The 25,659-nt window shown below is 65.9% G+C and carries 25 protein-coding genes; 7 read left to right on the top strand and 18 right to left on the bottom strand.

Features of this window, described 5'->3' with window-relative positions; genetic code table 11:
• Positions 1-11 precede the first annotated feature (11 nt).
• From fabG to CXR02_RS09640, 4 genes are all read left to right on the top strand, one after another.
• Positions 12-788 carry a 3-oxoacyl-ACP reductase FabG gene (gene fabG, locus CXR02_RS09655; protein ID WP_104061792.1) on the top strand — a complete coding sequence of 259 codons (777 nt, stop codon included), beginning with the start codon at positions 12-14 and terminating at the stop codon, positions 786-788.
• Positions 788-1,987: an acetyl-CoA C-acyltransferase gene (locus tag CXR02_RS09650; RefSeq protein WP_104061791.1), complete on the top strand. Its 1,200-nt coding sequence runs from the start codon at positions 788-790 to the stop codon at positions 1,985-1,987. The genes fabG and CXR02_RS09650 overlap by 1 nt, the downstream gene beginning before the upstream one ends.
• A gap of 1 nt (position 1,988) precedes the next feature.
• Entirely contained in the window at positions 1,989-2,441 is a 453-nt protein-coding gene (locus CXR02_RS09645; RefSeq protein ID WP_104061790.1) for a MaoC family dehydratase, read from the top strand.
• A gap of 123 nt (positions 2,442-2,564) precedes the next feature.
• Positions 2,565-3,941 (top strand): MFS transporter, encoded by a 1,377-nt coding sequence (locus tag CXR02_RS09640; protein WP_104061789.1) that lies wholly within the window; start codon positions 2,565-2,567, stop codon positions 3,939-3,941.
• 67 nt (positions 3,942-4,008) lie between these two features.
• Here CXR02_RS09640 and CXR02_RS09635 read toward each other — a convergent pair whose 3' ends face one another.
• From CXR02_RS09635 to CXR02_RS09625, 3 genes are all read right to left on the bottom strand, one after another.
• Entirely contained in the window at positions 4,009-5,475 is a 1,467-nt protein-coding gene (locus CXR02_RS09635) for an FAD-dependent oxidoreductase (RefSeq protein WP_104061788.1), read from the bottom strand.
• 88 nt (positions 5,476-5,563) lie between these two features.
• Positions 5,564-6,829, bottom strand: coding sequence for a uroporphyrinogen-III C-methyltransferase (cobA, locus tag CXR02_RS09630; RefSeq protein ID WP_104061787.1), 1,266 nt, complete (start codon positions 6,827-6,829; stop codon positions 5,564-5,566).
• Positions 6,830-7,029: 200 nt separating this feature from the next.
• Complete coding sequence (locus tag CXR02_RS09625; protein WP_258060895.1) at positions 7,030-7,647, bottom strand: TetR/AcrR family transcriptional regulator; 618 nt, start codon at positions 7,645-7,647, stop codon at positions 7,030-7,032.
• A gap of 75 nt (positions 7,648-7,722) precedes the next feature.
• On the opposite strand from CXR02_RS09625, the gene CXR02_RS09620 reads away from it, so the two are divergent.
• A complete protein-coding gene (locus CXR02_RS09620) occupies positions 7,723-8,217 on the top strand; it encodes a cupin domain-containing protein (protein WP_104061785.1) in 495 nt (164 codons plus the stop codon).
• Between the two features lie 7 nt (positions 8,218-8,224).
• On the opposite strand, the gene CXR02_RS09615 is transcribed toward CXR02_RS09620, so the two are convergent.
• The 11 genes from CXR02_RS09615 to CXR02_RS09565 all read right to left on the bottom strand — a co-directional run bounded on the left by CXR02_RS09615 (position 8,225) and on the right by CXR02_RS09565 (position 19,856).
• Entirely contained in the window at positions 8,225-8,674 is a 450-nt protein-coding gene (locus tag CXR02_RS09615) for an SRPBCC family protein (protein WP_104061784.1), read from the bottom strand.
• 52 nt (positions 8,675-8,726) lie between these two features.
• Positions 8,727-9,668 (bottom strand): PLP-dependent cysteine synthase family protein, encoded by a 942-nt coding sequence (locus tag CXR02_RS09610; protein ID WP_104061783.1) that lies wholly within the window; start codon positions 9,666-9,668, stop codon positions 8,727-8,729.
• A 218-nt stretch (positions 9,669-9,886) separates the two neighbouring features.
• Positions 9,887-10,852, bottom strand: a complete 966-nt coding sequence (locus CXR02_RS09605; RefSeq protein WP_104061782.1) for an ABC transporter permease — start codon at positions 10,850-10,852, stop codon at positions 9,887-9,889.
• A complete protein-coding gene (locus CXR02_RS09600; protein WP_104061781.1) occupies positions 10,842-11,567 on the bottom strand; it encodes an ABC transporter ATP-binding protein in 726 nt (241 codons plus the stop codon). Before CXR02_RS09600 ends, CXR02_RS09605 begins: the two co-directional genes overlap by 11 nt.
• 37 nt (positions 11,568-11,604) lie before the next feature.
• Positions 11,605-12,741, bottom strand: coding sequence for an ABC transporter substrate-binding protein (locus CXR02_RS09595; RefSeq protein WP_104061780.1), 1,137 nt, complete (start codon positions 12,739-12,741; stop codon positions 11,605-11,607).
• Positions 12,742-12,853: 112 nt separating this feature from the next.
• On the bottom strand, positions 12,854-14,020 hold the full coding sequence (locus CXR02_RS09590; protein ID WP_104061926.1) for an RtcB family protein: 1,167 nt from the start codon (positions 14,018-14,020) through the stop codon (positions 12,854-12,856).
• 128 nt (positions 14,021-14,148) lie between these two features.
• Entirely contained in the window at positions 14,149-15,582 is a 1,434-nt protein-coding gene (locus CXR02_RS09585; protein ID WP_104061779.1) for a sulfate adenylyltransferase subunit 1, read from the bottom strand.
• On the bottom strand, positions 15,583-16,530 hold the full coding sequence (gene cysD / locus CXR02_RS09580; protein ID WP_056344773.1) for a sulfate adenylyltransferase subunit CysD: 948 nt from the start codon (positions 16,528-16,530) through the stop codon (positions 15,583-15,585).
• Positions 16,527-17,237 carry a phosphoadenylyl-sulfate reductase gene (locus CXR02_RS09575; RefSeq protein WP_104061778.1) on the bottom strand — a complete coding sequence of 237 codons (711 nt, stop codon included), beginning with the start codon at positions 17,235-17,237 and terminating at the stop codon, positions 16,527-16,529. Before CXR02_RS09575 ends, cysD begins: the two co-directional genes overlap by 4 nt.
• Complete coding sequence (locus tag CXR02_RS09570; RefSeq protein WP_058931585.1) at positions 17,234-18,979, bottom strand: nitrite/sulfite reductase; 1,746 nt, start codon at positions 18,977-18,979, stop codon at positions 17,234-17,236. The genes CXR02_RS09575 and CXR02_RS09570 overlap by 4 nt, the downstream gene beginning before the upstream one ends.
• A 142-nt stretch (positions 18,980-19,121) precedes the next feature.
• Complete coding sequence (locus tag CXR02_RS09565; protein ID WP_104061925.1) at positions 19,122-19,856, bottom strand: sirohydrochlorin chelatase; 735 nt, start codon at positions 19,854-19,856, stop codon at positions 19,122-19,124.
• A gap of 61 nt (positions 19,857-19,917) precedes the next feature.
• Between CXR02_RS09565 and CXR02_RS09560 the strand changes: the two genes are divergently transcribed.
• Both CXR02_RS09560 and CXR02_RS09555 read left to right on the top strand, forming a co-directional pair.
• Positions 19,918-20,628, top strand: a complete 711-nt coding sequence (locus CXR02_RS09560) for a trimeric intracellular cation channel family protein (protein WP_104061924.1) — start codon at positions 19,918-19,920, stop codon at positions 20,626-20,628.
• Between the two features lie 13 nt (positions 20,629-20,641).
• The gene (locus CXR02_RS09555) at positions 20,642-21,070 is read left to right on the top strand and encodes a hypothetical protein (protein ID WP_056344779.1); all 429 of its coding nucleotides are present in this window, start codon (positions 20,642-20,644) and stop codon (positions 21,068-21,070) included.
• 109 nt (positions 21,071-21,179) lie between these two features.
• Here the strand turns inward: CXR02_RS09555 and CXR02_RS09550 are convergent, their stop codons facing one another.
• The 4 genes from CXR02_RS09550 to CXR02_RS09535 all read right to left on the bottom strand — a co-directional run bounded on the left by CXR02_RS09550 (position 21,180) and on the right by CXR02_RS09535 (position 25,630).
• Positions 21,180-22,019 (bottom strand): type IV toxin-antitoxin system AbiEi family antitoxin domain-containing protein, encoded by an 840-nt coding sequence (locus CXR02_RS09550; protein ID WP_104061777.1) that lies wholly within the window; start codon positions 22,017-22,019, stop codon positions 21,180-21,182.
• A 402-nt stretch (positions 22,020-22,421) separates the two neighbouring features.
• Entirely contained in the window at positions 22,422-23,522 is a 1,101-nt protein-coding gene (locus CXR02_RS09545; RefSeq protein WP_104061776.1) for a polyprenyl synthetase family protein, read from the bottom strand.
• Positions 23,519-24,850 (bottom strand): geranylgeranyl reductase family protein, encoded by a 1,332-nt coding sequence (locus CXR02_RS09540; protein ID WP_104061775.1) that lies wholly within the window; start codon positions 24,848-24,850, stop codon positions 23,519-23,521. Before CXR02_RS09540 ends, CXR02_RS09545 begins: the two co-directional genes overlap by 4 nt.
• A gap of 3 nt (positions 24,851-24,853) precedes the next feature.
• Positions 24,854-25,630: a demethylmenaquinone methyltransferase gene (locus CXR02_RS09535; RefSeq protein ID WP_258060892.1), complete on the bottom strand. Its 777-nt coding sequence runs from the start codon at positions 25,628-25,630 to the stop codon at positions 24,854-24,856.
• Positions 25,631-25,659: the final 29 nt, after the last annotated feature.

Raw genomic sequence — 25,659 nt, 5'->3', positions numbered from 1 at the left:
AAGGAAAAACCATGAGCAGATTCAACAACAGGGTGGCAATTGTCACCGGCGGCGCGCAGGGAATCGGCGCAGCCACGGCACTGAGACTCGCCACCGAGGGCGCAACCGTCGTGGTGCTTGACCTCAACGCGGACGGTGCCAAGGCAACAGCGCAACAGATTTCCGCCCACCACGAGGTGGTGACAGCGGGTGGCCAGGCCGTTGCCGCCGTCTGCGACGTAACGGATGAACCCGCCGTTGATCGGGTTTTCGAAGAAATCCACAGCGAGTTCGGCCGCCTGGACATCCTGGTGAACAACGCCGGCATCACCCGCGACAATCTCTTCTTCAAGATGAACCTCCCCGAATGGGAGGCGGTGCTCACCACGAACCTGACCAGCGCCTACCTGTGCTCCCGGGCCGCGCAGCGTTACATGGTGCCGGCCAAATACGGCAAAATCGTTTGCCTGAGCAGCCGCAGCGCACTGGGAAACCGCGGACAGGCCAACTATGCCGCGGCCAAGGCCGGCATCCAGGGCCTCACGTCAACGCTGGCCATTGAGCTGGGCCCGTTCAACATCAATGTCAACGCGGTGGCCCCCGGCTACGTTGCCACGTCCATGACCGCGGCAACAGCGGAGCGCGTTGGCAGCAGCCCGGCCGAGCACCAGGAAGCAGTGGCCGCCCGGACTCCCCTGGGACGCGTCGGCCAGCCCGAGGAGATAGCGGCTGCCGTCGCCTTTTTTGCCAGCGACGACTCCTCTTACGTTTCGGGGCAGACGCTTTATATCAATGGCGGTGCCCGCTGATGGCGGAAGCATTTCTCGTCGGCGGCGCCCGCACGCCTGTCGGCCGCTACGGTGGCGTCCTTGCCGGAGTCCGGCCGGACGATCTGGCCGCCCTGGTGCTTCGGGCGGCCGTCGCCAGGGCCGGATTGGATGCATCATGCGTGGACGAAGTCATCCTCGGTTGTGTGAATCAGGCAGGAGAGGACAACAGGAACGTCGCCCGGATGGCCGTGCTGCTGGCCGGATTCCCGGACGCGGTCCCCGCAGTCACCGTCAATCGTCTCTGCGCCTCCGGACTGACCGCCATCAGCATGGCCGCCCAGTCTGTGCGCAACGGTGACGCAGACATCGTGGTCGCCGGAGGTGTGGAATCCATGACCCGGGCACCCTGGGTGATGGCTAAACCCAGCAAGGCCTTCGCCAAACCGGGAGAACTCGCGGATACCTCCATCGGCGCACGGTTCGTCAATCCCCGGATGAAGGAACGGCCCAACGCCACCATGACCATGCCGGAAACAGCTGAGGAAGTAGCGGAACGGGAGTCCGTCTCTCGGGCGGACGCGGACGCCTTTGCGTTGCGCTCGCATGACCGGGCGCTCGCCGCGATCGACGCCGGCCGGTTCCGGGATGAGATTGTGCCCGTGCCCGTGCCTGGCCACCGGAGCGGGCCGTCGCTGGTTGATACGGATGAGGGGCCGCGGCGCGGTTCCGATCTGGACGCGCTCTCGGCGCTCCGGCCGATTGTGAAGCCGGGCGGCATTGTGACGGCCGGGAATTCGAGTTCACTCAACGATGGCGCGTCTGCCATTGTGGTGGCCAGTGGCGAAGCTGTAGAGCGCTGGGGGCTGACGCCGCGGGCAAGGATCGTCACCAGCCAGGTGGCAGGCGTTGCCCCGGAAGTGATGGGCATCGGGCCGGTACCGGCAACGCGGAAAGCACTGGCGAAGGCGGGGTGGACGCTTGACGGTATTGGCGCCGTCGAACTTAATGAGGCTTTTGCCTCCCAGTCGTTGGCCTGCATGCGTCTGCTGGGGCTGGATGAGGGAACTGTAAATAACGACGGCGGCGCGATCGCTTTGGGGCATCCGCTGGGTTCCTCCGGATCACGGATCGTGGTCACGCTACTCGGCCGGATGGAACGCGAAGGTGCGTCCCGGGGCCTGGCCACGATGTGCGTGGGCCTTGGCCAGGGCGTGGCCATGCTGCTGGAAAGGGTATGAGATGAGGATTTTCGAGAACGCCGCGGAGCTCGAGGATGCTGTGGGCCAGGAGCTCGGGGTGAGCGGCTGGCACCAGCTGCAACAGGAGCAGATCCAGGCGTTTGCGGACGCTACGCTGGATCATCAGTGGATACATGTTGATGCGGAGCGCGCAGCCAGTGGACCCTTCGGGGCCACGGTGGCACACGGGTACCTGAGCCTGTCGATGCTTCCCTATCTTGCGGCCCAGGTGTACAGGGTCCAGGGCGCGGCGATGGTGATCAATTACGGGCTGAATAAAGTCAGGTTCCCGGCTCCGGCCACGGTCAATTCGCGCATCCGGGACCGGCTCACGTTGAAATCCGTAACCGCCACGGCACACGGGCGGCAGCTGGTCTTCGTGCATGAGATCGACCTTGAAGGCTCGGCCAAACCTGCCTGCATCGCGGAGACTGTTGCCCTGCTGAGGCGCTGACCCGGCGGCAGGACCGCAAGACATTACTGCCCGCGAGGTGGATTTTCCTCTCGCCCCGGCAACATCCGAACAATGACGTTACGGCAGAGCCCGCTAACTGGCTCGTCGCTAAGGAGATAATCCGTGGCAACAGAAAACCTGCAGTTAAGAAATGCGGCCTCAACACCGCGGAACACCGTCCCGGAGCCGAACGTGTCTCCGGCTGAACTCCGCCGCACGTCCATCTCCTCGTGGCTTGGCTCGGCGCTGGAGTACATGGATTTCACGCTCTACACGTTGGCGGCTGCCCTGGTGTTCGGGCCGCTGTTCTTTCCGAACGCGGACCCGGCCATGGCGCTACTGGCCAGTTTTGCAGCCTACGGTTCAGGATTCCTGGTCCGGCCCCTGGGTGGCATTTACTTTGGCTATCTGGGTGACAGGTACGGCCGGAAGTTCGTCCTGATCATCACGCTGGCCATGATGGGAGTGGCCACCCTGGGCATGGGCCTGTTGCCAACGTACGCCCAGATCGGCGTCGGGGCTCCGATCATGTTGGTGTTGCTGCGCTTGATCCAGGGGTTCGGTGCGGGCGCGGAGCTCTCCGGCGCTTCGCTGCTATTGGTGGAGTCCGCACCCAACGGACGCCGCGGCTTCTACGGGGCTGTGGTGGCCATGGGGACCGCCACTGGTGTCCTGCTGGCCAGCTCCATGTGGCTGCTACTGTCACAACTGCCCAAAGACCAGTTCCTGAGCTGGGGCTGGCGCATTCCGTTCCTGCTGAGCATCGTCACTACCCTGATGGCCCTGTACCTGCGGCGCTCCATCAGCGAATCCCCAGTCTTCGAGAAAATCAAAGAACGCAGGGCGGCGCTGCGTGCGGAGGAGAAGCAGCAGGGCGTGTGGCGGGATGTGGCGGATGCCCGGAAACCCTTCCTCGTGTCTTTGGGCATCAAGCTGGGTGAGAACGGCTCGGTGTACCTGGTGAAGGGCTTCCTGATCGGATGGACCGTGTCTGTGGTCAAGATGGACGCCAACGTCGTCACCACGGGCGTTATGCTCGGTTCAATTATGGGCATAGCCACGGTCCTGCTGACAGGCAAGCTCACGGACAGGTTCGGCCGCAGAAAAGTATGGCTGTGGCTCTCAGCGTTCCAGTTTGCGTTCACCATTCCGGCCATGCTCCTCATTGAAACCCGGAACCCCGTACTGGTGGCGCTGGTGTTCGTGATCTACATCGGCGGCCCCATTCCCAATATGTACGGCGTTGAGTCCACGTGGCTGGTGGAAATGTTCGGTTCCAAGCGCAGGTTCTCCTTTATGACCACAGTCAAGGAAGTGGGATCAGTGCTCTCCGGCGGGCTTGGCCCCATCATTGCGGCCGCGGTGGTGGCCGCCACAGGTCCCGGGTGGTTTCCGGTTGCCGCCATACTCATGAGCTACGCCGCCATCGGCTGGATTTCCGGGTACTTTGCACCCGAGACCAGAGGGCGGGACCTCAACTCTGAAGCGGACGCCTGCTGACGCCGTCGACGGTTAAACGAAGCAGCGCGGGGCCGGTGTGGCCCCGCGCTGCTTGCTTATTCAGAAACTAGACGTTCGCGGCTACGCCGTCGCGGGAGATGGCAACCATGTCCTCGCGCGGCACCACCTTGATGCGCTCACGCTTGACCTCAACACCGTGCGAACCGCCGGCCTCCGTGGCCGCGGCACCCAGCGCCAGTTCGTGCGCGTCCAGTGCCAGCCAGCCTTCCCAGCTGGTGAACTTCACGCCACGCGCGTCGAGGAGTTCGACGACGGCGTCCGCTTCGGGAACGGCGGCGACCGGAAGGTTTTCGCGGTCTTCCAGCAGGTACGTCACGGTCTCGAGGGCGTCGCCCTTGGTGTGGCCGATGAGGCCCACCGGTCCGCGCTTGATCCAGCCGGTGGCGTAGATGCCCGGCACGTGGGTGCCGTCGGCATCCAGGACGCGGCCGCCGTCGTTCGGTACCACGCCCTTCTTGTGGTCGAACTCGATCTCCGGCAGCGCCGAACCGAAGTAGCCGATCGAGCGGTAGACGGCCTGGACGGGGTAATCCACGAACTCGCCGGTACCGCGCGCGTTGCCGGTGCCGTCCAGCTCGGTGCGCTCGAACCTCATGCCGGCAACCTTGCCCGGCGTCACGGCGTCGTCGTAAATTTCCACCGGGCTGTGCAGGAAGTGCAGGTGCAGGCGGCGGGAGGCGGTCAGCTCGGAGAGGTCCTCGGGCTGCTCGGCGATCCAGTTCGTGAGGGTGCCCACCATGGTTTTGGTCTGGTTGTTGCTCTGGATCTGGCGGTCCGATTCCTCGTCGAACTCGAAGTCCTCGGCGTAAAGGATGATGTCCACGTCCTTGGAGTGGGACAGCTCGCGGAGCTCCAGCGGCGTGAACTTGACCTGGGCCGGGCCGCGGCGGCCGAAGACGTGCACGTCCGTGACCGGCGAGTTCTTCAGGCCGGCGTAGACGTTGTCCGGGATTTCAGAGACCAGCAGGTCGTCGGCGTGCTTGGAGAGCATGCGGGCCACGTCCAGGGCCACGTTGCCGTTGCCGATCACGGCGATTTCCTTGGCGTCCAGCGGCCATTCGCGGGCTACGTCGGGGTGGCCGTCGTACCAGGAGACGAAGTCCGCGCCGCCGTAGGAGCCGTCCAGCTCGATGCCCGGGATGTTCAGGTCCGCGTCCTTGATGGCGCCGGTGGCGAAGATGACGGCGTCATAGTGCGTGCGGAGGTCCTCGATGGAGATGTCCGTGCCGTAATCCACGTTGCCGAAGAAGCGGATGTCGCCGCGGTCCAGGACCTTGTGCAGGGCGTTGACGATGCCCTTGATGCGCGGGTGGTCCGGGGCCACGCCGTAGCGGATCAGGCCGTAGGGTGCCGGGTAGCGGTCAAAGAGGTCGATGCTCACGGTCAGCCCGCCGCTCTTGACGGCTTCGCTCTTGGTGAGGATGTCCGCGGCGTAGACGCCGGCCGGGCCCGAGCCTACAACGGCAACGCGCAGCGGACGCTCGGCAGATCCTACGGAGGTGCTTGATGACACGGCTGTGTTCCTTTATCTTCTGCATCGGTTGCTCCGTAGGTGCCCTTTTGAGCCTTCATAAGGGCAGTTGCGGAGCAATCGATGGGTTTCAGGGGGTTAGAACTCGGGTGGTGCGGGGGCTGTTCGGGGTGGTGGTGCTGTAGTCCGCTGTCCTGAAGTGCGACGGCGCGAAGGGGCTGACGCGGACAACGTCGCCGATCACAATCACGGCAGGATTTGCGACGCCGGTGGCTTCCGCCTGGTCGGCGATGGAACCGAGCGTGCCGATCGTCACGCGCTGATTCGGCAGATAGCCGTTCTCAACGATGCCAACTGGAGTGTCCAGAGGCAAACCGGCGCCGGCCAGGGCAGCGGCGGAATCGCGGAGTGCGGCGACGCCCATCAGCAGGACGATGGTGTGGTCTGCCCGGGCGGGGACCTCGGACAGCTCTTCATGGCCGGTGACAACGCTGAAGCCCTTGGCCAGGCCACGGTGCGTCACGGGGATGCCGGCGGCGGCCGGGACAGAGATCGCGGACGTGACGCCGGAGACCACTTCAACCTCGACGCCGTGCTGCCGGCAGTATTCGGCTTCCTCGCCGCCGCGGCCCAGGACGTACGGGTCGCCGCCTTTGAGCCGGACCACGCGGTGCCCCTTCAGGGCTTCGTCCACAAGGATCCGGTTGATCTCGGCCTGCGGTACGGGATGGTGGCCGGGGGTCTTGCCCACTTCGATGACGCGGACGTCGGGGGCCAGTTCGTTGAGCAGTTCGCGCGGGCCGAGACGGTCTGCCACCACGACGTCGGCCTGGCCCAGGAGCCGGCGGCCACGGACGGTGATGAGGCCGGTGTCGCCGGGCCCACCGCCAACCAGTGCTACGGAGCCAGCAGTCGCACGACGGCGGCGTAGCGGGAGGTCGCCGGTTTCCAGGGCGGTGGCGACCGCGTCACGCAGGGCCATGGCGCGGCGCGGGTCTCCCCCGGCGTTCACGGCGATCTGCACGTCATCAACCACGGCAACGGCGGGCGTCCACGCGGCTGAGGCTTCATGGTCGGAGGCATTGACGCACCAGATGCGCTGCGCCTCGGCATCCTTTGAGACCTGGGTGTCCACGGTGGGATCGCCGGTGGCGGTCTGGACGAACCAGACGCCGTCGACGTCGGACGGAAGGTAAGTGCGCGGCTCCCAGGCGAGGAGACCGGCGTCGGACAGTTCGCGGAGCGCGGCGGAGACAACGGGAGCCACGACGGTGACCTGTGCACCGGCGTCGAGCAGCCCTTTGGCGCGGCGGGAGGCCACGGGGCCGCCGCCCACCACCAGCACGGGGCGGCCGAGCAGCCGCAGTGCTGTGGGGTAAATATCCTGAATTGCCATGAATCAACGGTAGGGCCACGCAGTTTCACCAACAACGGCAGCGGAAACACCAGTTCACGTAAGGTAACCCTGCGTCACATAGGCGAGGCTGCAGCCCCGGGTCGCCATCGTGGGGCACATTGGCCGTCAGGAACGCCAAAGCCGGCTCGATCGCCGGCGTGTCCGTGTCGAAGTGCCCCAGATCGGCGGCGGCTGTGGGGCTAGCCCGCTGCGGGAGGAGGCCCCTGCGTCAAGGCCTGGCGGAGCAGGGCGCGTGCGGTCCATCGCTGCGATGCAACGGCCTCGTCGCGGCTCAGGCCGGCGATGTCCGTCAGCCAGACCAAGGATTCAACGCCGGTGGCGCTGCGGATGGCCAGGACCAGCCGGTGGATGTCCTCCTCCGTCATCTGCCCCTGGAGCGGCGACAGTGCCTCGGCGATCCATGCGATCGCCCGGCCCTGCCGCAGCGGCAGGCTTCGGCGCTCGTCGGCCGTCTGCTCCAGGGAGAGCCTCAGCATGGTCCGCTGCTGCGCTTCGGTTTCGAGAATCATCCGGGTGAACTGCTCAACCACGGCGTCCAGCCGCTCCGTGACGTCGGCCGGCGGATTTTCGGGCAGCAACGACGTGGCGGCAGTTTCCGGGTGGGCGGCAGCCAGCAGTTCCCGCTGCCCTGGGAAGTACCGGTACGCGGTGCTGCGCGCGACCCCGGCGACCAGCGCGGCATCGTCCACTGTAGGCGCGGCGCCGTCCGCCACGAGCTGCCGCGCCGCAGCAACCAGTGCATCAAGGGTGCGGCGTTTCTGGCCGGTGCGGCCGACGTCTATATAGGGTCTTGACATGCTCTTCATGGTACTCCAGCCTTGTTATGGGACGTTAGTCCCATAAGTCTTCCGACCATTATCGAGGCGATCACCATGAAGACGAAGAACTCAGCGTCCGCAGTAGTCCTGCAGCCAGGCGAAGGGGCCAGGCGTTGGTTCTTCGGCGGCGGAGTGCAGACCTGGAAGGCCACGGAGGAAGACACCGCGGGGGCCTTCCTGCTCTTCGAAGATGAGATGGGCTTGAACAAGGTGACGCCGATGCACACCCATCCGGACTCCGACGAAACGATGTATGTGCTCGCCGGCGAGATCCTGATGAACATGGACGGCACGGAGCATCACGTCGCAGCGGGCGGCGTAACCGTTGCGCCGAGGGGTGTCCCGCACGCATTCAAAGTCCTCCAGGAGGGGACCCGGGTGCTGTGCCTGCACACCCCCGGCGGCGCGCAGGCCTTCTACTTCGGCGCAAGCGAACCGCTCATCGACGGCGAAGATTCAGGTGTTGTGGATTTCGACCGCATCCGAGAATCAGGTCAGCTGAACGGCGGTATCGAGATCCTGGGGCCGTCGCCATTCCCTCAGGCTTAACCGCGGTCTATTCTTCAATGCCGGCCACGAACCGGCCACGGTCGGTGATGAGCCGCTGCAGGTAGCGGCGCAGGACCAGGTCCTCCGCCAGCCGGCCCAGGATCCCGAACGGAGCCGTGAACTCCACCCGGTCAGTCATGATGCTGCCGGTGGCCGTGGCCTCGAACTCGTGGACGTGGCGGAAGGATTTGAACGGGCCCTTGACCTGCTCGTCCGTGAAGCTGCCGGGGAAGTCCAGTGTGGTGATGCGGCTGGTCATCCTCAGCGGGACGCCGAAATGCCGGGCCTGCCAGGTTACCTCCTGACCCTCGCCGATCAGGCCTGACGTGACCCCGGCTACGGCCCGTTCACCGGCGGCTTTCTGGGAATCCAGGTGCGCTTCAACGCTGCGGGCGAGATCGAACAGGCGCTCCCGCGGGAGGGCGGACGCGGTGCGGCATACGAAGCTGACAGTCATGGAGCCAGTCTCCCATTCCCAGGCCAGCTGACTGACCCACGGAACCGCAGACCTATCCGTACAGCCCCGTGCTCAGATACCTGAACCCGGAATCAACCATGATGGTGACAACGGTCGCGTCCGGACCAAGTTGTTCAGCTACACGCAAGGCCGCAACAACATTTCCTCCTGAGGAGGTGCCGGCGAAGATGCCTTCCTCGTGGGCAAGGCGACGGCTCATCTCCATCGCTTCCTCGGACGAGACCTGTTCTATGGCCTCCACTTCCTCGGGTTCCCAAAGGGGCGGCACAAACCCGATCCCGATTCCTTCAATCCTGTGGGAGCCAGTAGGGCCGCCGGAAAGTACGGAAGACTCAGCCGGCTCGACTGCTACGACCTTCAGCCCAGGCAGGTGCAGGCGCAGAGCACGGGCTACTCCGTGAATGGAGTGGGCTGTACCGACGGACTGCACGAAGGCGTCCACCCGGCCGTGGGATTGCTGCCAGACTTCTTCCCCGAGCGCGAGGTAGCCTGTGACCGCGTCCCTGTTGTTGAGCTGGTCACACGCCCAGTAGTTTGGTTGCGCACTGAGCTCTCCGGCCCGGGCCATCATCGCTTTGATCAGTTGCTCCGTGATCCGTCCATGGTCGCTGGGGACGTCTTCCACAAATCCGCCCAGAGCCTCCATGGTCCGGCGTTTCTCATCGCTGAACGCATCGGAAAATACGACGTGGAGCCCGTAGCCTTTGGCGGCACAAACCAAGGCGAGGGAGATGCCTGTTGTCCCCGCCGTGTACTCAACCACAGTGTCGCCGGGGGTGATCTCGCCCCGCGCTTCGGCTCCCGCTATCGCTGCCAGCGCCATGCGGTCCTTCATGCTTCCCGTGGGGTTCGCGAACTCAAGCTTGGCTAAAATTCTGGCTGACCCCGCCGGCACGACTTTGCTGAGTTCGATAAGCGGTGTTGATCCGATGCCTGCCAGTACCCCACTGCCTGGTTCCAATGCATATTCCATAATTTCCCTCACACAGAGCAATCCAGGCCCGCAAGGCTTGAGGTAATCAAGGTATACCCGGCAGAAACAGGGCGCCATCAAAAGTTTCCGCACACCAGAGAGCCCGACGGCGGGACTCGTCGTCGGGCTCTGCTGGGCAGTAAAACCAACGCGGGGTCAGATCCGGACCAATAGACGGTGGTTATTGGGCTGGATCTGACCCCGCGTTGGAGGGAGGGTCAGCGGGTGCTGCCGGCGAGAAGGCCGCGGCTGCGGAGGAGGCGCTTCTCGATCGGCGCGAACACCAGCAGCTCGATCAGGATGCCGACGGCCAGGATCAGCAGGATCGCGGCCATTACAACCGTCATGTCGGACAGGACCCGGCCTTGGTCAAGCAGCGAGCCGAGGCCGAAGCCGATGGTGCCGCCCACGGCGATGATTTCCGCGGCCATGAGCGACCGCCAGGAGAATGCCCAGCCCTGTTTGAGCCCGCCCAGGTATCCGGGAAGTGCCGCCGGCAGGACAATCTGCACGGCCATCTGGAAACGGTTGGCACCCAGGACCGTGCCGACGCGGCGGTACTGCGGCGGGATCTGGTCCACGCCGGAGATCAGCCCGTTGATGATGGACGGGATCGCACCCATAAACACCACGAAGTAGACAGTGGCATCCGTGAGGCCGAACCAGATGATGGCCGCGGGCACCCAGGCTACGGACGGCAGCACCTGAAGGCCGGAAATCAGCGGCCCGAAGGCACGGCGCAGCGGCGCAACCTGGGCCAGCAGCAGCCCCACCGGCGTGGCGATGGCAACGCTGATCAGGAACCCGACCAGCCCGCGCTGCAGCGAGGTCCACACCGCTTCCTGCAGTTTGGCCTCGCCCCAAAGCGCGCCGATCTGGCCCAGGACGTCCAGCGGACCGGGAACCAGGTCGCGGCGTTTGAGGCCCAGGGAGACGTAGAACTGCCAGATCAGGACGAGGACCACCAGTGCGGCGACGGGCAGGAGCACCCGGCTCCAGTCGATCCGGTGCTTGCGCGCGGCGTCGGACTGGAGTGAATCCAGCCCGGCCTCGAGCTCGCGCAGGTCCTCATGTCCGGTGGAAGTCCGGGTCAGGGCGGCGTGGACTTTGCGGGTTTCCGGCTTGGCCCCGAGAGGCTCTACCGCCGGTTCGGTCTCGGCGAGGGGCGTGGGGTTATTTGGCATGGCGGCGAATCTCCTCCCGCAGCCGGGCGGTGATGACCCCGGTCAGCTGTCCGGCCAGGCCGGCGTCGGTTCGGTGTTCCTCGGTGACGGCCCATTCCTGGACCACACGGCCGGGCCGGGACGACAGCAGCAGCACACGCTGGCCCAGCCGCACGGCCTCGCGGACGTTGTGGGTCACAAAAACGATGGTCCGCCCGGTTTCCTTCCAGATGCGTTCCAGCTCGTCGTGCAGCAGGTCGCGGGTGATGGCGTCCAGGGCCGCAAACGGCTCATCCATCAGCAGCAGCTGCCGGTCCTGAGACAGGGCACGGGCCAGTGACACGCGCTGGCGCATGCCGCCGGACAGCTCGTGCGGCCGCTTGTCCCCCGCCTCGCCGAGGTGCACCAGTTCGAGCAGCTCGTTGGCCTTGATCCGGCGTTCAGCCTTCCCCACACCGCGCAGCTTCAGGGCCAGCTCGATGTTCTCCCGCGCCGTCAGCCAGGGGAAGAGGGCAGCGTCCTGGAACATAAAGGCTGCTCCGTCGCTGGGTACTTCAAGGGCGCCCGACGTCGGGACCTCCAGTCCCGCCATGATGTTCAGCAGGGTGGATTTGCCGCAGCCGGACGCACCGAGGAGGGCTACGAATTCGCCCGCGCCGATATTGGCGTTGACGTCGTCCAGCACCGGGGCGCCGTCGCCGAAGCGCTTGCCCAGGTTTTCCAGTACGACTGGCATGGTCCCGTCCTTAAGTAGTTGGTGCGGTAGGTGGCGGTCAGTCCTGGCCGAGGCCGGCCGCGGAGACCCGTTCGGCGGTCCCGGTGACTTCGTTCAGGGCACGGAGGTCGAACAGTCCGGTGATGTCCGACTGCTTGGTGGTGCCGGCTTTCACCCCGTCTTCGAGGAGCTTGGGGTAGGTTCCCGCGAGCGGATCCACCGTGAAAACCACGTTCTGCAGGGCTCGGTCAAGGACATCGGTGGGAAGCGCCGCGCCTGCCGATTCCTGCAGGGCGTCGTTGATGAGGCTTGTTTTCTCTGCGGCGGGCGTGTCATTCAGCCAGGCCACGGACTCCACGTGGCCGCGCAGCAGGGCTTTCACGGTGTCCGGGTGCGCGGCGGCGAACTTCTTGTTCACAATCAGGATGGTGGTGGGGAACTGGCCGGCTTTTCCGGAGAGCGAGCCGTCCCAGAGGTCCTTTTCGTCCACCAGGACCTTGGCCCCGGCGGTCAGCACCAAACGGGACGCCCACGGCTCAGGCAGCCACGCGCCGTCGAGCTTTCCATCCTGGAACAGCTTCAGTGTCTGGGCGTTTTCCGTGGGGTTGATTGAAACGTCGCCGCTGCCGTCCACGTTCGTTTTGTAGCCCTGCGAGCCGAGCCAGGCGCGGAGCCCCACGTCCTGCGTTCCGCCGAGCTGCGGCGAGGCCAGCGTCTTGCCCTTGAGCTCGGCCGCGGACGTGATCTCGGGACGCACAACGAGCTGCGCGCCACCGGCGGCGGCGCCCGCGATGACGCTGACGGACTCCCCCTCGCTCTTGACAAACGAGTTGATGGCCGGGTTCGGGCCGATGTATGCCGCGTCGATGGCGCCGGCGTTCAGGGCCTCGATCGCGGCAGGCCCGGCGTTGAAAGTTTCGGTGCTGAGCTTGGTGTCGCCCAGATTCCGGGCCAGGATCCCCTGCTTCACGCCCACGAGGGCGGGGGCATGGGTCAGGTTTCCGAAATAGCCCAGCTTCAGTTCTGCGGCCGGGGTGGGCGCCGGGATGGCTGCCTCTGCCGCCGTATTACGCGAAATGGACGACGCCACTACCGCGCCGGCGGCGATCAGGAAGACGAGCCCGATCGCCAGGGCCGCCTCGATGGCACGCTTGCGCTTGGGTACTGCGCTCTCGCCTGCCACGATACGGGTCATCCCGGGCTTGGAACTAGTCATTGTTTCACCATAGGGAGTGACATAAACCCATTCAATGAAGCAGAAACGGGGGGTCACGCGGGTTCATGCAGCGTCACATTCCGGGCCCGGCTCAATCCCCCTTGACGTTGATCAGCTGCCGCAGTTTGTGCCGCACCTTGACCAAGTCAGCGGCGTCCCGCATCACAACATCGATCGGCTTGTACGCCGCCGGAATTTCGTCGATGAACGCCTCGGTGGCGCGGAACTCGATGCCCTGCATGGCCGTCTTCAGCTCGGCCAGCGAGAATGTTTTGCGGGCAGCCGTCCGGGAATACTCGCGCCCGGCCCCGTGCGGGGACGAGTTCAGCGAGACGGGGTTCCCCAGCCCCTCCACTACGTACGACGCCGTCCCCATGGACCCCGGGATAAGTCCCGGATCGCCGTGCTCGGCTCTGATCGCCCCCTTGCGCGATACCCACACGGGCTTGCCGTAATGGGTCTCCTGCTGCGTGAAGTTGTGGTGGCAGTTGATCCGCTCGCGCTCCTTGACATGGCCGCCCACCCAGTGCCCGAACTGAGTAATGACGCGGTCCATCATTTCCTCGCGGTTCAGGAGCGCGAAATGTTGGGCCCAGCGTAGTTCCTTGATGTACCGGGCGAACTCGCTGGTACCCTCCTCCAGGTAGGCGAGGTCCGGGTCGGGCAGCCTCGTTCCGCGTTTGCGGTTGACCTGCTGGGCGACGCCGATGTGGTGCTGCGCGATCTTGTTGCCCACGCCCCGCGAGCCCGAGTGCAGGAACAGCCAGACGGCGTCAGTCTCGTCGGCCGAGACCTCGATGAAGTGGTTGCCCGATCCCAGCGAGCCCAGCTGAAGCTCCCATTTGGCCAGATACTGGGCCGGGTTGAAGCCGGCCTGCGCCGCGAGCGTCCGGAGCTCGGCAAGGCGCGGTTCGGCAGTGTGCTGGATGCTCCTGTTGTTATGCCCGGCGGACAACGGAATGGCCCGTTCGATGTCCTCGCGCAGCCGTTTGCGGTCCTTGGGCAGGTCCTTGACCGAGTACTGGGTCCGCACGGCGATCATGCCGCAGCCGATGTCCACGCCCACAGCGGCCGGGATGATGGCGCGCAGGGTGGGGATCACCGAGCCCACGGTGGCGCCCTTGCCCAGGTGCGCGTCCGGCATCAGTGCCAGGTGCGGGTAGATGAACGGCAGCGTGGACGTGGCCAGCGCCTGTTCCCGGGTTTTGGCGTCCAGGATCGAGGCCCAGCTGATGAGCTTGGGGTTGATGGTTTCCACGCCGCGGCCTCCCACTCACGATCATGGTGCGGCAGGCAATGGGAGGCAAGGCCCAGGAACGGCTCTGCCCCGCATAACCGGTGTGGGGCAACACCGGTCATGCGGGGCAGGGCAGCTCAAGCTGAGGCTCAGATCGAGTAGCGCTCGTCCTCATGATCGCCCGGGTGGTCCTTGACCAAGCCCGCGGCCAGCGTGTTGCCGTCCAGGGGGTCGATGACAAGGAACGCGCCGGTGCGGCGGTGGTGCAGGTAGTTCTCCAGCGGCAGCGGCGCGGCGAGCCGGAGTTGCGCGTGGCCGATGTCGTTCAGCTCCAGGCTGGACGCGCCTTCGAGCTTGAACGTGGCCAGGTCCAGCTTGCCGCTGACGCTGCGGACCAGCGCCTGGACGGTGCGGGTGCCGTGCTTGACCAGCACCTTGGCACCTTCCCGCAGCGGCTTCGGCGACAGCCAGCACAGCGCGGCGTAAAGGTCGGCGGTGGACTCGCGGACGGTGCCCGCAGCGGCGATCGTGTCACCGCGGGCCACGTCGAACTCATCCGCCAGGCGGATCGCCACGGACTGCGGGGCGAACGCTTCCCGCAGTGACTCGCCTGCGAAATCAATACCGGTCACCGTGGTGGTGCGGGCAGCCTGGCCGGGCGTCAGAACTGATACGGAGTCCCCCACCTTCACCGAACCCTCGGTGATCTGGCCGGCATACGCGCGGTAGTCGCGGTAGGCCTCCACGTCCAGGCCACCGGCAACGGCGTCGGGAGCCAGCGCACCCTGTGGCCGGATGACCAGCTGCACGGGGAAACGGAAGCTCTCCAGCTGCGTGTCGATCTCGTCCGCGGCCGGCAGAGTCTCGAGGACCTCCAACAGGGCCGGGCCGTCGTACCAGGGGGTGCGCTCGGAACGGTCCACCACGTTGTCGCCGTCGAGGGCGGACACCGGGATCACCAGCAGGTCATCGATGTGGTCCGCGCTGCCCAGCTCGGCGGAGCCGATGCCCAGTTCGCGGGCCACCTGCTGCACATCGGCCTGGATTTCACGGAACACGGACTCGCTGAAGTCCACCAGGTCGATCTTGTTCACGGCCACAATCACGTGCGCCACTCGCAGCAGCTGCAGCACGGACAGGTGCCGGCGCGTCTGCTCCAGGACACCCTTGCGGGCGTCAATGAGTACGACGACGGCATCCGCCGTGGACGCGCCCGTCACCGTGTTTTTGGTGTACTGAACGTGCCCGGGGCAGTCGGCCAGGATGAAGCTGCGCTGGTCCGTGGCGAAGTAGCGGTACGCCACGTCGATAGTGATGCCCTGCTCCCGCTCGGCGCGCAGGCCGTCGGTCAGGAGGGCCAGGTCGATCGCTTGCACACCGGCTGCGCCGGGTCCCCCAAAGCCGCGGTCCGCGGAGGTGCGGGCAACGGCGTCGAGCGTGTCAGCAAGAATCGCCTTGGAGTCGTGCAGGAGGCGGCCCACCAAAGTGGACTTCCCGTCGTCGACCGATCCGGCGGTGGCGAAACGGAAAAGGGTGGTGGGCAGGGCCGTTTCCAGCTCGGCGGCCAATGTGTCGGTGCTCATTTAGAAGTAACCATCCTTCTTGCGGTCTTCCATGGCTGCCTCGGAGATGCGGTCATCTGCACGGGTGGCGCCACGTTCGGTGATGGTGGAGGCGGCAACTTCGATCACGACGTCGCTCACGGTGGCTGCGTCCGACTCAACCGCACCGGTGCAGGACATGTCGCCCACGGTGCGGTAGCGGACGGTCTTGACGATGACTTCCTCGTGCGGCAGCGGCTGCGAAACTTCGCCCACCGCACGCCACATGCCGTCGCGGGCAAATACTTCCCGGTCGTGGGCGTAGTACAGGCCCGGCAGCTCGATGTTCTCGCGTTCGATGTAGCGCCAGATGTCCAGCTCGGTCCAGTTGCTGATGGGGAACGCGCGGACGTGCTGGCCCACGGTGTGGCGGCCGTTGTAGAGGTTCCACAACTCGGGGCGCTGATTGCGCGGGTCCCACTGGCCGAATTCGTCGCGGAGGCTCAGGATGCGCTCCTTGGCGCGGGCCTTGTCCTCGTCACGGCGGCCGCCGCCGAAGACGGCGTCGAACTTGTTCTGCGAGATGGCGTCCAGCAGCGGGACGGTCTGCAGCGGGTTGCGGGTGCCGTCGGCGCGCTCGGCCAGTTCGCCGCGGTCGATGAACTCCTGAACGGAGCCGACGACGAGCTTGAGGCCCAGGCGCTCCACGGTGCGGTCGCGGAAGTCGATGACCTCGGGGAAGTTGTGGCCCGTATCCACGTGCAGCACGGGGAACGGGACCTTGCCCGGCCAGAAGGCCTTGGTGGCCAGGTGCAGCATCACCACGGAGTCCTTGCCGCCGGAGAACAGCAGCGCCGGCTTCTCGAACTCGGCCACAACTTCGCGAATGATGTGGATCGCTTCGGACTCGAGGGCGTCCAGGCTGGAGAGGCGCGTGGATACGGCGGCTTCAGTCACCTGGGTGGTCTCCTCAGTTAGGAAAGTGCTCATACGTGTAGTCCGCATTCTGTCTTGTCGGTGCCTGCCCAGCGGCCGGCGCGGGGGTCGTCTCCAGGCGCCACCTTGCGGGTGCAGGGCTGGCAGCCAATGGAGGGGTAACCCTGGGAAAGCAGCGGGTTGACGGGTAGGAGGTTGTCGTCGGAGTACTGGACCAGCTGGTCGAACGTCCACGCGGCCACAGGGTTGACCTTGACGAGGCCGTTGACCTCGTCCCAGGTCACCAGCGGGGTGTTCGTCCGGGTGGGAGCCTCGTCGCGGCGGACGCCGGTGAACCAGAGTTCGTAGCCGGCCAACGTGCGGCGCAGCGGGGCCACCTTGCGGAGGGCACAGCACTGGGCGGCGTCGCGGGCAAAAAGATCCTTGCCCAGGAGCCGGTCCTGCTGTTCCACGGTGTTCTCAGGCAGCACATCCACCACGTTGACGCGGAGGTTCGCGGCCACCTCGTCACGCGTGGCATAGGTTTCCGGGAAGTGGTAACCGGTCTCCAGGAACAAGACGTCGACGCCGGGCATCTGGTCCGCGACCAGAGCCGGAAGGACGGCGTCGGCCATGGAGCATGCGACGGCGACCGCTGAGAGGTCGAAGTTGCGCTCCACCCAGGCGATCACGTCGCGGGCGGGGGCGTCCCAGCCGAGCTCGGCAGCGCCGGACTCGGCGATGGCCTTCAGCTCGTCGTGGGTGCGGAGTGCCGTTGTCACTGGAGGGCCTCCTCGTCTGCTGCGTGGGCCCACTCGGCGAAGGTCTGGCCTTCGGCGCGCTGGGCCACGAACGTGCGGACAACGCGTTCCACGTAGTCCGGCAGGTCCTCGACGTACACCTTCAGGCCGCGGACGGTGCGTCCCAAACCAGCCTCTTCGCGGCTGTTGGAAGCCAGCCCGCCGCCCAGGTGGACCTGGAAACCCGGGGAGGGGTCGCCGTCGGGCGTTGGCAGCATCATGCCCTTCAGGCCGATGTCCGCGGTCTGGATGCGGGCGCAGGAGTTGGGGCAGCCGTTGATGTGCAGGGACAGCGCGTGCGGCAGTTCGCCGGACTCCGCGAGGTCCGCCAGGCGGCGTTCCAGGTCAGCGACGGCGGTGGCGGCCGTGACCTTGGTTTCCACGATGGCCAGCTTGCAGTATTCGATGCCGGTGCAGGCGATGGTGCCGCGGCGGAACACGGACGGGCGTGCGGAGAGGCCCAGGGCGTCTAGCTCGGCAACCAGCGGTTCCACGTGGTCCTTGGCAACATCCAGCACTACGAGTTTCTGGTGCGGCGTGGTGCGCAGGCGGTATGAGCCGCGGGCCTCAAGGGTGTCCGCGAGCTTGATCAACTGGGCGCCGGACAGGCGGCCGGCCAGCGGGGTGGCGCCGATGAAGAATTTGCCGTCCTTCTGCTCATGCACACCGATGTGGTCGCCCGGCGTGGTGGGCTTGGGCGCGGCGGGACCGTCGGCTAGCTTGTAGCCCAGGTATTCATCCTCGAGGATCTGGCGGAATTTCGCCGGACCCCAGTCAGCCATCAGGAACTTCAGGCGGGCCTTGGTGCGCATGCGGCGGTAACCGTAGTCGCGGAAGATGCTGGTGACGCCGAGCCATACTTCGGCGGCTTCCTCGGGCTTCACAAAGGCACCGAGGCGCTTGCCGAGCATCGGGTTGGTGGACAGCGCGCCGCCGGCCCAGAGGTCGTAGCCGACGCCTAGTTCGGGGTGGCGGACGCCTACCAGGGCGAAGTCGTTGATCTCGTGCACCACGTCCTGGCTGGGGTGGCCGGTGATGGCGGTCTTGTACTTGCGCGGCAGGTTGGACAGCAGCGGGTTGCCGATGAAACGCTCGCCCAGCTCCGCGATAAGCGGCGTGGGGTCGATGATCTCGTCCTTGGCGATGCCGGCCACGGGCGAGCCCAGGATGACGCGGGGCACGTCGCCGCAGGCCTCGGTGGTGGAGAGGCCAACACCTTCAAGCCGGTTCCAGATCTCGGGGATGTCCTCCACCCGGATCCAGTGCAGCTGGATGTTCTGGCGGTCCGTGAGGTCGGCGGAATCCCGGCCGAAATCAACGGAAATCTGGCCGATGACGCGCAGCTGCTCGGTGGTGAGCGCCCCGCCGTCGATCCTGACCCGGAGCATGAAGTACTTGTCTTCCAGCTCGTGCGGCTCGAGCGTGGCGGTCTTGCCGCCGTCGATTCCGGGCTTGCGCTGGGTGTACAGGCCCCACCAGCGGAAGCGGCCATGGAGGTCCTGGCTGGGGATGGCGTCGAAGCCGTCCTTGGAGTAGATGGTCTCGATACGCTCGCGCACGTTGAGGCCGTCGTCTTCCTGTTTCCAGGTTTCGTTGGCGTTCAGCGGGGTCTTACCGTCGACCTTCCACTGCCCGTGCGGCTTGGCGGCGGGGCGGGAGGCGCGTGCAGGGCGCTTGGCGGCGGCGGGGTCCACGGACGCTCCGGCTAGAGCTGTATCAGTCATGCATCGACTGTAGGTGCCTGCCGAAGCGCGTCACAAAGGTCCGGAAACGGGAAGTCACCTAGGGAAACAATTCGTCACGAACCGCCGAAGAGCCTTGAAGAAGGCCACGCGCTGTGCTTGGTTGCGGTTTCCCGGCGGGCGGCTATTGACCGTGTACGACGGCGGCGTCGAACCGTTCCAGCGCGATCTCGGCAAGCACCGGGGACGGCAGCAGTGGTTCCGTTACGAGATCGGCGCCGGCCTTGGCCAGCTGGTCGTGGAAGAACCCCGGCGCGAGGAGGTAAGAGGCAATCACCACGCGGCCGCCGTCGTCCACGGCCCCCGCGGACTCCCCCGCCCCCGCGCCCCCGGCCAGTTCCAGCCGAAGAATGGCGACGGCGTCGGGCACGGACGGCTTCGCAGAGGCACCGTACGCGGGCAGAATCCGGTTGCGCCGCAGCGCCCTGAGCTGGTCGGCGAGCTCTTCCACGCTGACGGCGGCGTTGGGATTGGAGGACCCTGCGGCGGCGAGGACAATCGCGTCACGGTCCGTGACGCCGGCCTCCCGGAGGCGCTGGTCCAGCAGTGCCGCGAGCCGCGGGTCCGGGCCGAGCGGCGCTGCGGCGAGGCTGCCCGGACGGCTTTTCACGGCCCGGGCGATGTCCACCTTGACGTGATATCCGACGCTCAGCAGCAGGGGCACCACGACGGCTTTGTCCTCTTCGGGCAGGCCTTCCACCACGTCCACGAGGTCCGGCTGCTGGACGTCCACGTAGGCCTCGCGAACGTCCAGGCCCGGGCGCAAGGCGGCGATGGCTGTGCGCAGGGCGTTGACCTCCGCCGCGCCCTGTGTGCTGGAAGTCCCATGGGCGCAGGCGATCATGATCGGGTTGTTCATAGGGGCTAGCGTAACGTTGGAGCCGCCCTGTCCGCCCACCATGAAACCGCCGGGACGCCTCATGACATCGCCGTTCGACACTTTGCCGTTCGACATCGACCTGGTGTGGCTGGACCTGGCCGGAGTTTTCTTCTTCGCCGTCTCCGGGTCATTGTTGGCGGCACGGAAGCAGTTCGATCTGGTGGGGTCGCTGCTGCTGGCGTCACTGGTCTCCCTCGGCGGCGGCGTCATCCGCGACATCATCCTCAACACCACGCCGGCCGCCTTCTCCAACCCCGCCTACTTGGTGCCCCCGGTGCTGGCCACCGTCCTGGTGTACTTCCTATACTCCAGCGTGCAGCGATACACCTCGCTGCTGGTGCTGTTCGACGCCGGCGGGCTGGCCCTCTTCTGCATCACCGGAACGCTGAAGGCCCTGGCCCTGGGGATGAATCCGGTGGCCGCCATGCTGCTCGGCGTGACCACAGCCGTGGGCGGCGGCCTGCTGCGTGACATCACCGCGAACGAGGTGCCCCAGCTGTTCAACCCCCGCGACCTCTACGCGCTGCCGGCCTTCAGCGGGGCAGCGTTGACTGCTCTGCTCTGGGTCACCGGGGCCTTCAACGTGCTGACAGCATGTGCGGTGGCGGCCGTGGTGTTCGCTTTCCGTGTGGTTGCCTGGCGCCGGTCCTGGTATGTTCCACTCGCCGTGCACGGCTGGCACCGGCGGGGCTCCGGCGGCGGGACCCCCGGTGGCGGCTTCGGCAGCGGCTCGGGAGCAGGCCGCAGTTAGCTAGGATATGAGCATGACTGACATGTTCCTCGAGAAGTTCCGCGCGCTTGTTCCGACCTATCTCGAGGACGAATGGCAGGAAGAAGATGGCCTGCCTGCGGACGAACTGGACGCGGCCCTCGCCGAACACCAGTTCCAGGTTCCCCTGGTCCTGCGCGAGTTTTACCTGGCGGTGGGCGGCTGCGAGGACATCATGGAGGCGTACCACTACTTCTGGGATCCCGAGGAGCTGGAAGTGGATGACGAAGGCTTCCTGATGTTCCTCGAGGACGAGGAAGAACAGTTCACCTGGGGCTTCCGTGTGGGCGACCTCGGCATCCCGGACCCCATCGTGTACCGCCGCAACAACGCCCGCGGCCAGTGGAAGAGCGAAGAAGGCACCTTCTCCGAGTTCGTCTTCGACATGTTCGAGTGGGCCTTCAACGACGAAGAAGAAAACTAGGCTTCCCGCTGGCCCGCGCGGCCTAAACGGGGCACTTCGACACGGACACGCCGCGCGCTGAGCCGGTTTACTCGGCTACGTCGCCCAAAGTGCCCCACGACGGCGCGACTCACCTCGCACCGAAAGCCCCCTGCCGCGACAGTTCCAGTACTGCCAACACCTGGCCCACCATCCGCTCAGGGTGATAGACAACGTCGTCATAGCCGAATCTGAGGCCAAGCCGTCCGCCGATGACTGTGGCATTGTTGCGCTTTCGGTCCTTTTTGACCTGCCTGGGCTCGAGATGAGTGTCGCCGTCGGTTTCCACCACGACACACTCCTCAATAAGAAAGTCCACCTCCCCAACCCCTGGAAGTTCTACATGCCTTCGGACATGGAGGCCCGCACGCCGGAAATGGTAGTCGGCCAGCACCTCCAGGATGGAATCCGCCCGAGGGATCACCATGTCCAGAACGGCCCTGGCGCGGGCGTTCCGGTTTCCGGGGAGCTTCCGCCGCAAGAAGTCCAGGCTGATGTCGCCCTGCTGGGCTGCGCACTGAAGCATGACCAACGATTCCACTGCCGGCAAACAACGCAACGAGTGAATCAGGACATCGGCCAGGCCGGCCACCGGCAGCCATGAGTGGGACGGGTGGAGACATCGGCCGTGGGTCAGCGTCCCCGGCGGTGTCCGCTTATGCCCTGGACTGAGGTGCACGGGACCAGCGTCATTTATCGTCCACAGCTGGTACGTGGGGGCGGCCGACAGACATGTCAGCAGAGCGTTGTGCTGCAGCGCCAGCCCGAACACGCCTGCCTCTCGCGGCATGCTGTAGATGCCTCGTCGAATCCGCACAATTCGCCCGGCCGCCAGTGCTTTGTCGAGGGAAATTCGGGAAAATCCGGCCTCTCGGAGCGTCGAGGCCCGGGCTACGCCTGCCCGCGCGCCGAGAAAAGTCTCAATATCCATTACTCCACGGTGCACGTGGACCACGGCAAAGGGCAGACCCAAGGTGGCGCATGTGGACAACGCGGCCGTCGCGGGGCACTTCGACACGGACACGCCGTCTCTTGAGCCCGGAAGGCCTATCGGACGCCGCAATGTGCCCCACGAAGGACGAAGTAGCCTGTGACACGCGCAGTAACAGCAGGCTTGCATCCTGTGACAAAGCTGTCATAGACTGTTAACGGATCCGCTAAACGCCTCCGGCGGGTCTGATGCGAACGGAGATATAGCCCCGGTTCGACGCAACGTGTGATTCGTTTCGTTGCTGAGAACCGGGGCTATTGCATTTAACGAGCTCCCCCAAGCAAAAAGCGAGGGCCCCGGCAAGGTTCAACCCGGCCGAGGCCCCGCTGCAAGAGAAGAGAATCAGCTGGCGCGGTCCACCACAGCCAGGGCGAAGTTGGACAGCGAGGACTTCACAACACCCTCCGGAAGCGGCGCCAGTGCCGCAATGGCTTCGTCGGCCCAGCGGCGGGCAACCACCCAGGACTCGGCAGTGACGGGGTGCTCGCGCAGCCCGGCCACGGCGGCAGCCAAGGCAGCGTCGGAGGTCAGGTCCCCATCAATGAGCTCCAAGAGTTCGACGGCGGACTGGTCACCGGCCGCAGCATCGCGCCGCAGGAACAGCACGGGCAGCGTGGGCACCCCCTCGCGGAGATCCGTACCCGGGGACTTGCCGGACTTCACCTTGACGCCGGTGACATCAATGACGTCGTCGGCGAGCTGGAAGGCCACGCCCACCTTCTCGCCGTACTCCACCAGCAGGTCCTCGTAGGCCTCGTCGGCACCGGCGAAGATGGCACCGAGCTGGCCCGACGCGGCCACCAGGGACCCGGTCTTGTCCGCGATGACGGACAGGTAGTGCTCCACCGGATCTTCGTCCGGGCGCGGGCCCACAGTCTCGTGCAGCTGGCCCAGGCACAGCCGCTCGAACGTCCGCGCCTGGATGCCCAGCGCACGGGAACCAAGCTCGGACACCAAGATGGACGCGCGGGCAAAGATGAGGTCGCCGGTGAGGACCGCCACGGAGTTTCCCCAGACCTCGTGGGCCGTGGGGGCGCCGCGGCGGAACGGGGCCGAGTCCATGACGTCGTCGTGGTACAGCGTTGCCAGGTGTGTCAGCTCCACCACCACGGCCGCCTGCACGACGGCAGGCAGTGAGGCGTCGCCAAGGTGGGCGCACAGCAGCGTCAGCAGAGGCCGGATACGCTTGCCGCCGGCTTCCACGAGGTGACGCGACGTTGCATCAGCCAGCGGATCGGAGTTGGCAATGGCCTCGCGGAGCTTCTTCTCCACGCGGGCCAGGTTATTGGTGATGGCGGGGCCCAGCTCGGCGTCCTCCGCGATGGCCGCAAAGCCGGCGGGCAGCTGCAGTCCCGTGGCAATGGCGGTGGTATTGAGGCTGGGTTCGGAGTCCGGCAGGCCGTGCCCGGCGTGCGTCCAGCTGTGGTCTGCGGAGTTAGTCACTGGTTAACCCTAACTTTTTGTTGCGGATACCGCTGGTTCGTTGCCGGTGGGGTGTTGGAGGTGGCCGGAACCAGCGATTCCAGGACGCGGATGGCCCGGTCCTCGAAGCCTTTCGCGGCCGGGTCGGTCAGGTTTGCGAGCAGCCGCACCACAAAGCGCATCAGCACGGGAATGGGCATCCCGGTCCGCAGCGCGAGCTTCATAACGGCGGGTTTTCCAATCAGCGCGGCAAATGCCCGGCCCAGCGTGAAGTGCGATCCCCACTGCCCCCGCACATAGTCCGCGTACCCCGCGAGGTGCGCGTCGGCGTCGTACATTGCCCCCGCAGCAGAGGAACGGGCGGACGCGTCAATGATGAACTCGGCCGCGAACCGCGCCGATTCCATCGCGTAGGAGATGCCCTCGCCGTTGAACGGGGAGACCATGCCGCCGGCGTCGCCCAGTAGGAGCAGGCCGGGCGAGTAATGCGGGGTGCGGTTGAAGCCCATGGGCAGCGCGGCGCCGCGGATTTCGCCCACCTGGTTTTCGGGGGTGAAGCCCCAGTCGGCGGGCATGCCGGCGGTCCATTCGCGCAGGACCTGCTTGTAGTCGAGCTTGCCGAAATCCTTGGACGAGTTCAGGATGCCCAGGCCCACGTTGGAGGTGCCGTCGCCGACGCCGAACACCCAGCCGTAGCCGGGGAGCAGTTTTCCGTCGCGGCCGGGGAGTTCCAGCCAGCCTTCCATCCAGTCGTCGTTGTGCCGGGGGGACGTGAAGTAGGTGCGGACGGCGACGCCGAGGGGGCGGTCGTCCCGCTTGTGAATGCCCAGCGACACGGCGGTTCGCGTGGAGTTGCCGTCTGCGGCGAGTACGACGTCGGCACTGAAGTCGCGTGACTCCCCCGTCTTGCGTCCGGACTCGTCCAGGAGCGCTACGCGGACACCGGTCACGCGGCCGTCTTCAGACCGCAGGGCTTCGGTGACGCTGTTACGCTCGAGGATTTCGGCGCCGGCAGCCTGGGCGTGGCGGGCAAGTTCCTCGTCGAAGCCCAGGCGGGTACGGATGAGGCCGTACTGCGGAAAGTCGGAAACCTCGGGCCAGGGCAGCTCAATAGTGCGGCCGCCCGCGATCAGGCGCAGGCCCTTGTTCCGGCGCCAGCCGTCCGCTTCAGGGTGCGGCAGGCCGAGCTTCTGGATTTCGCGTACTGCCCGCGGGGTGAGGCCGTCGCCGCAGACCTTCTCGCGCGGGAAGCTGGTTTTCTCCAGGACGGTCACGCTGATGCCGGCCTTGGCAAGGTAGTACGCGGCGGTGGAACCGGCTGGCCCCGCGCCGACGATCAGAACATTCACAGGTCAGCGCTGGATGTTTCGGCGGAGCTTGGCCACGGGGCCCTTGTGTGCGGCGATGGCCTCCGCGGCGCCCTCGGGCGTTGATTCCAGCGGCTTGGTGGCACGGTGCACGGCCACGATCCCGCCGGTCAGGTTGCGGTACGTGACCTTTTCCCAGCCGGATTCCTGCAGCCAGGCAGCCAGGTGGTCCTGGTCGGGCCAGGCGCGGATGGACTCGGCGAGGTAGACGTAGGCGTCCGGGTTGGAGGCCACCTTGACGGCGATGGCCGGCAGGGCGCGCATGAGGTATTCCGTATACATGGTGCGCCACAGCGGAACCACGGGCTGAGAGAATTCGGCGATGACCAGCTTGCCGCCCGGCTTGGTCACGCGGAGCATCTCGGCCAGCGCCACCTTGGGCTCGTTGACATTGCGCAGCCCGAACGAAATGGTGCTGGCGTCGAAGCTGTTGTCAGCGAACGGCAGGTTGGTGGCATCGCCGGCAACGAAGTTGATGTCCGGGCGGCGGCGCTTGCCCACCTTGAGCATGCCAAGGGAGAAATCGCAGGCGATGACATCTATGCCTGCATCGGCATATGGCTCGCTGGAGGTGCCGGTTCCCGCGGCCAGGTCCAGCACCCGCTGGCCCCGTTTCATGTCCATGGCGTCCACCACGATCCTGCGCCAGCGGCGGGTTTGCCCCATGGAGAGGACATCGTTGACGACGTCGTACTTAGGTGCGACGTCGTCAAACATCGTGGCTACTTCGTCCGGACGCTTTTCCAAGGATGCTCGGTTCACCATGCAATTGTCTCAGACAAACTTGAGAA

The organism is Arthrobacter sp. 4R501 (assembly GCF_002929755.1).
GTDB lineage: Bacteria > Actinomycetota > Actinomycetes > Actinomycetales > Micrococcaceae > Arthrobacter.
The sequence above is the reverse complement of the archived record's forward strand: the minus strand, read 5'-3'. Positions and strand labels throughout refer to the sequence as shown.

Bases quoted from the DNA above. Each gene is read 5' to 3' on its own strand.
- CXR02_RS09615 (WP_104061784.1), bottom strand. From the start codon at position 8,674: ATGACTGTCAGCTTCGTATGCCGCACCGCGTCCGCCCTCCCGCGGGAG.
- CXR02_RS09610 (WP_104061783.1), bottom strand. From the start codon at position 9,668: ATGGAATATGCATTGGAACCAGGCAGTGGGGTACTGGCAGGCATCGGA.
- CXR02_RS09650 (WP_104061791.1), top strand. From the start codon at position 788: ATGGCGGAAGCATTTCTCGTCGGCGGCGCCCGCACGCCTGTCGGCCGC.
- CXR02_RS09595 (WP_104061780.1), bottom strand. From the start codon at position 12,741: ATGACCCGTATCGTGGCAGGCGAGAGCGCAGTACCCAAGCGCAAGCGT.
- cysD (WP_056344773.1), bottom strand. From the start codon at position 16,530: ATGAGCACTTTCCTAACTGAGGAGACCACCCAGGTGACTGAAGCCGCC.
- CXR02_RS09625 (WP_258060895.1), bottom strand. From the start codon at position 7,647: ATGTCAAGACCCTATATAGACGTCGGCCGCACCGGCCAGAAACGCCGC.
- CXR02_RS09605 (WP_104061782.1), bottom strand. From the start codon at position 10,852: ATGCCAAATAACCCCACGCCCCTCGCCGAGACCGAACCGGCGGTAGAG.
- CXR02_RS09585 (WP_104061779.1), bottom strand. From the start codon at position 15,582: ATGAGCACCGACACATTGGCCGCCGAGCTGGAAACGGCCCTGCCCACC.
- CXR02_RS09565 (WP_104061925.1), bottom strand. From the start codon at position 19,856: ATGAACAACCCGATCATGATCGCCTGCGCCCATGGGACTTCCAGCACA.
- CXR02_RS09555 (WP_056344779.1), top strand. From the start codon at position 20,642: ATGACTGACATGTTCCTCGAGAAGTTCCGCGCGCTTGTTCCGACCTAT.
- cobA (WP_104061787.1), bottom strand. From the start codon at position 6,829: ATGGCAATTCAGGATATTTACCCCACAGCACTGCGGCTGCTCGGCCGC.
- CXR02_RS09550 (WP_104061777.1), bottom strand. From the start codon at position 22,019: ATGGATATTGAGACTTTTCTCGGCGCGCGGGCAGGCGTAGCCCGGGCC.
- CXR02_RS09645 (WP_104061790.1), top strand. From the start codon at position 1,989: ATGAGGATTTTCGAGAACGCCGCGGAGCTCGAGGATGCTGTGGGCCAG.
- fabG (WP_104061792.1), top strand. From the start codon at position 12: ATGAGCAGATTCAACAACAGGGTGGCAATTGTCACCGGCGGCGCGCAG.
- CXR02_RS09560 (WP_104061924.1), top strand. From the start codon at position 19,918: ATGACATCGCCGTTCGACACTTTGCCGTTCGACATCGACCTGGTGTGG.
- CXR02_RS09570 (WP_058931585.1), bottom strand. From the start codon at position 18,979: ATGACTGATACAGCTCTAGCCGGAGCGTCCGTGGACCCCGCCGCCGCC.
- CXR02_RS09600 (WP_104061781.1), bottom strand. From the start codon at position 11,567: ATGCCAGTCGTACTGGAAAACCTGGGCAAGCGCTTCGGCGACGGCGCC.
- CXR02_RS09620 (WP_104061785.1), top strand. From the start codon at position 7,723: ATGAAGACGAAGAACTCAGCGTCCGCAGTAGTCCTGCAGCCAGGCGAA.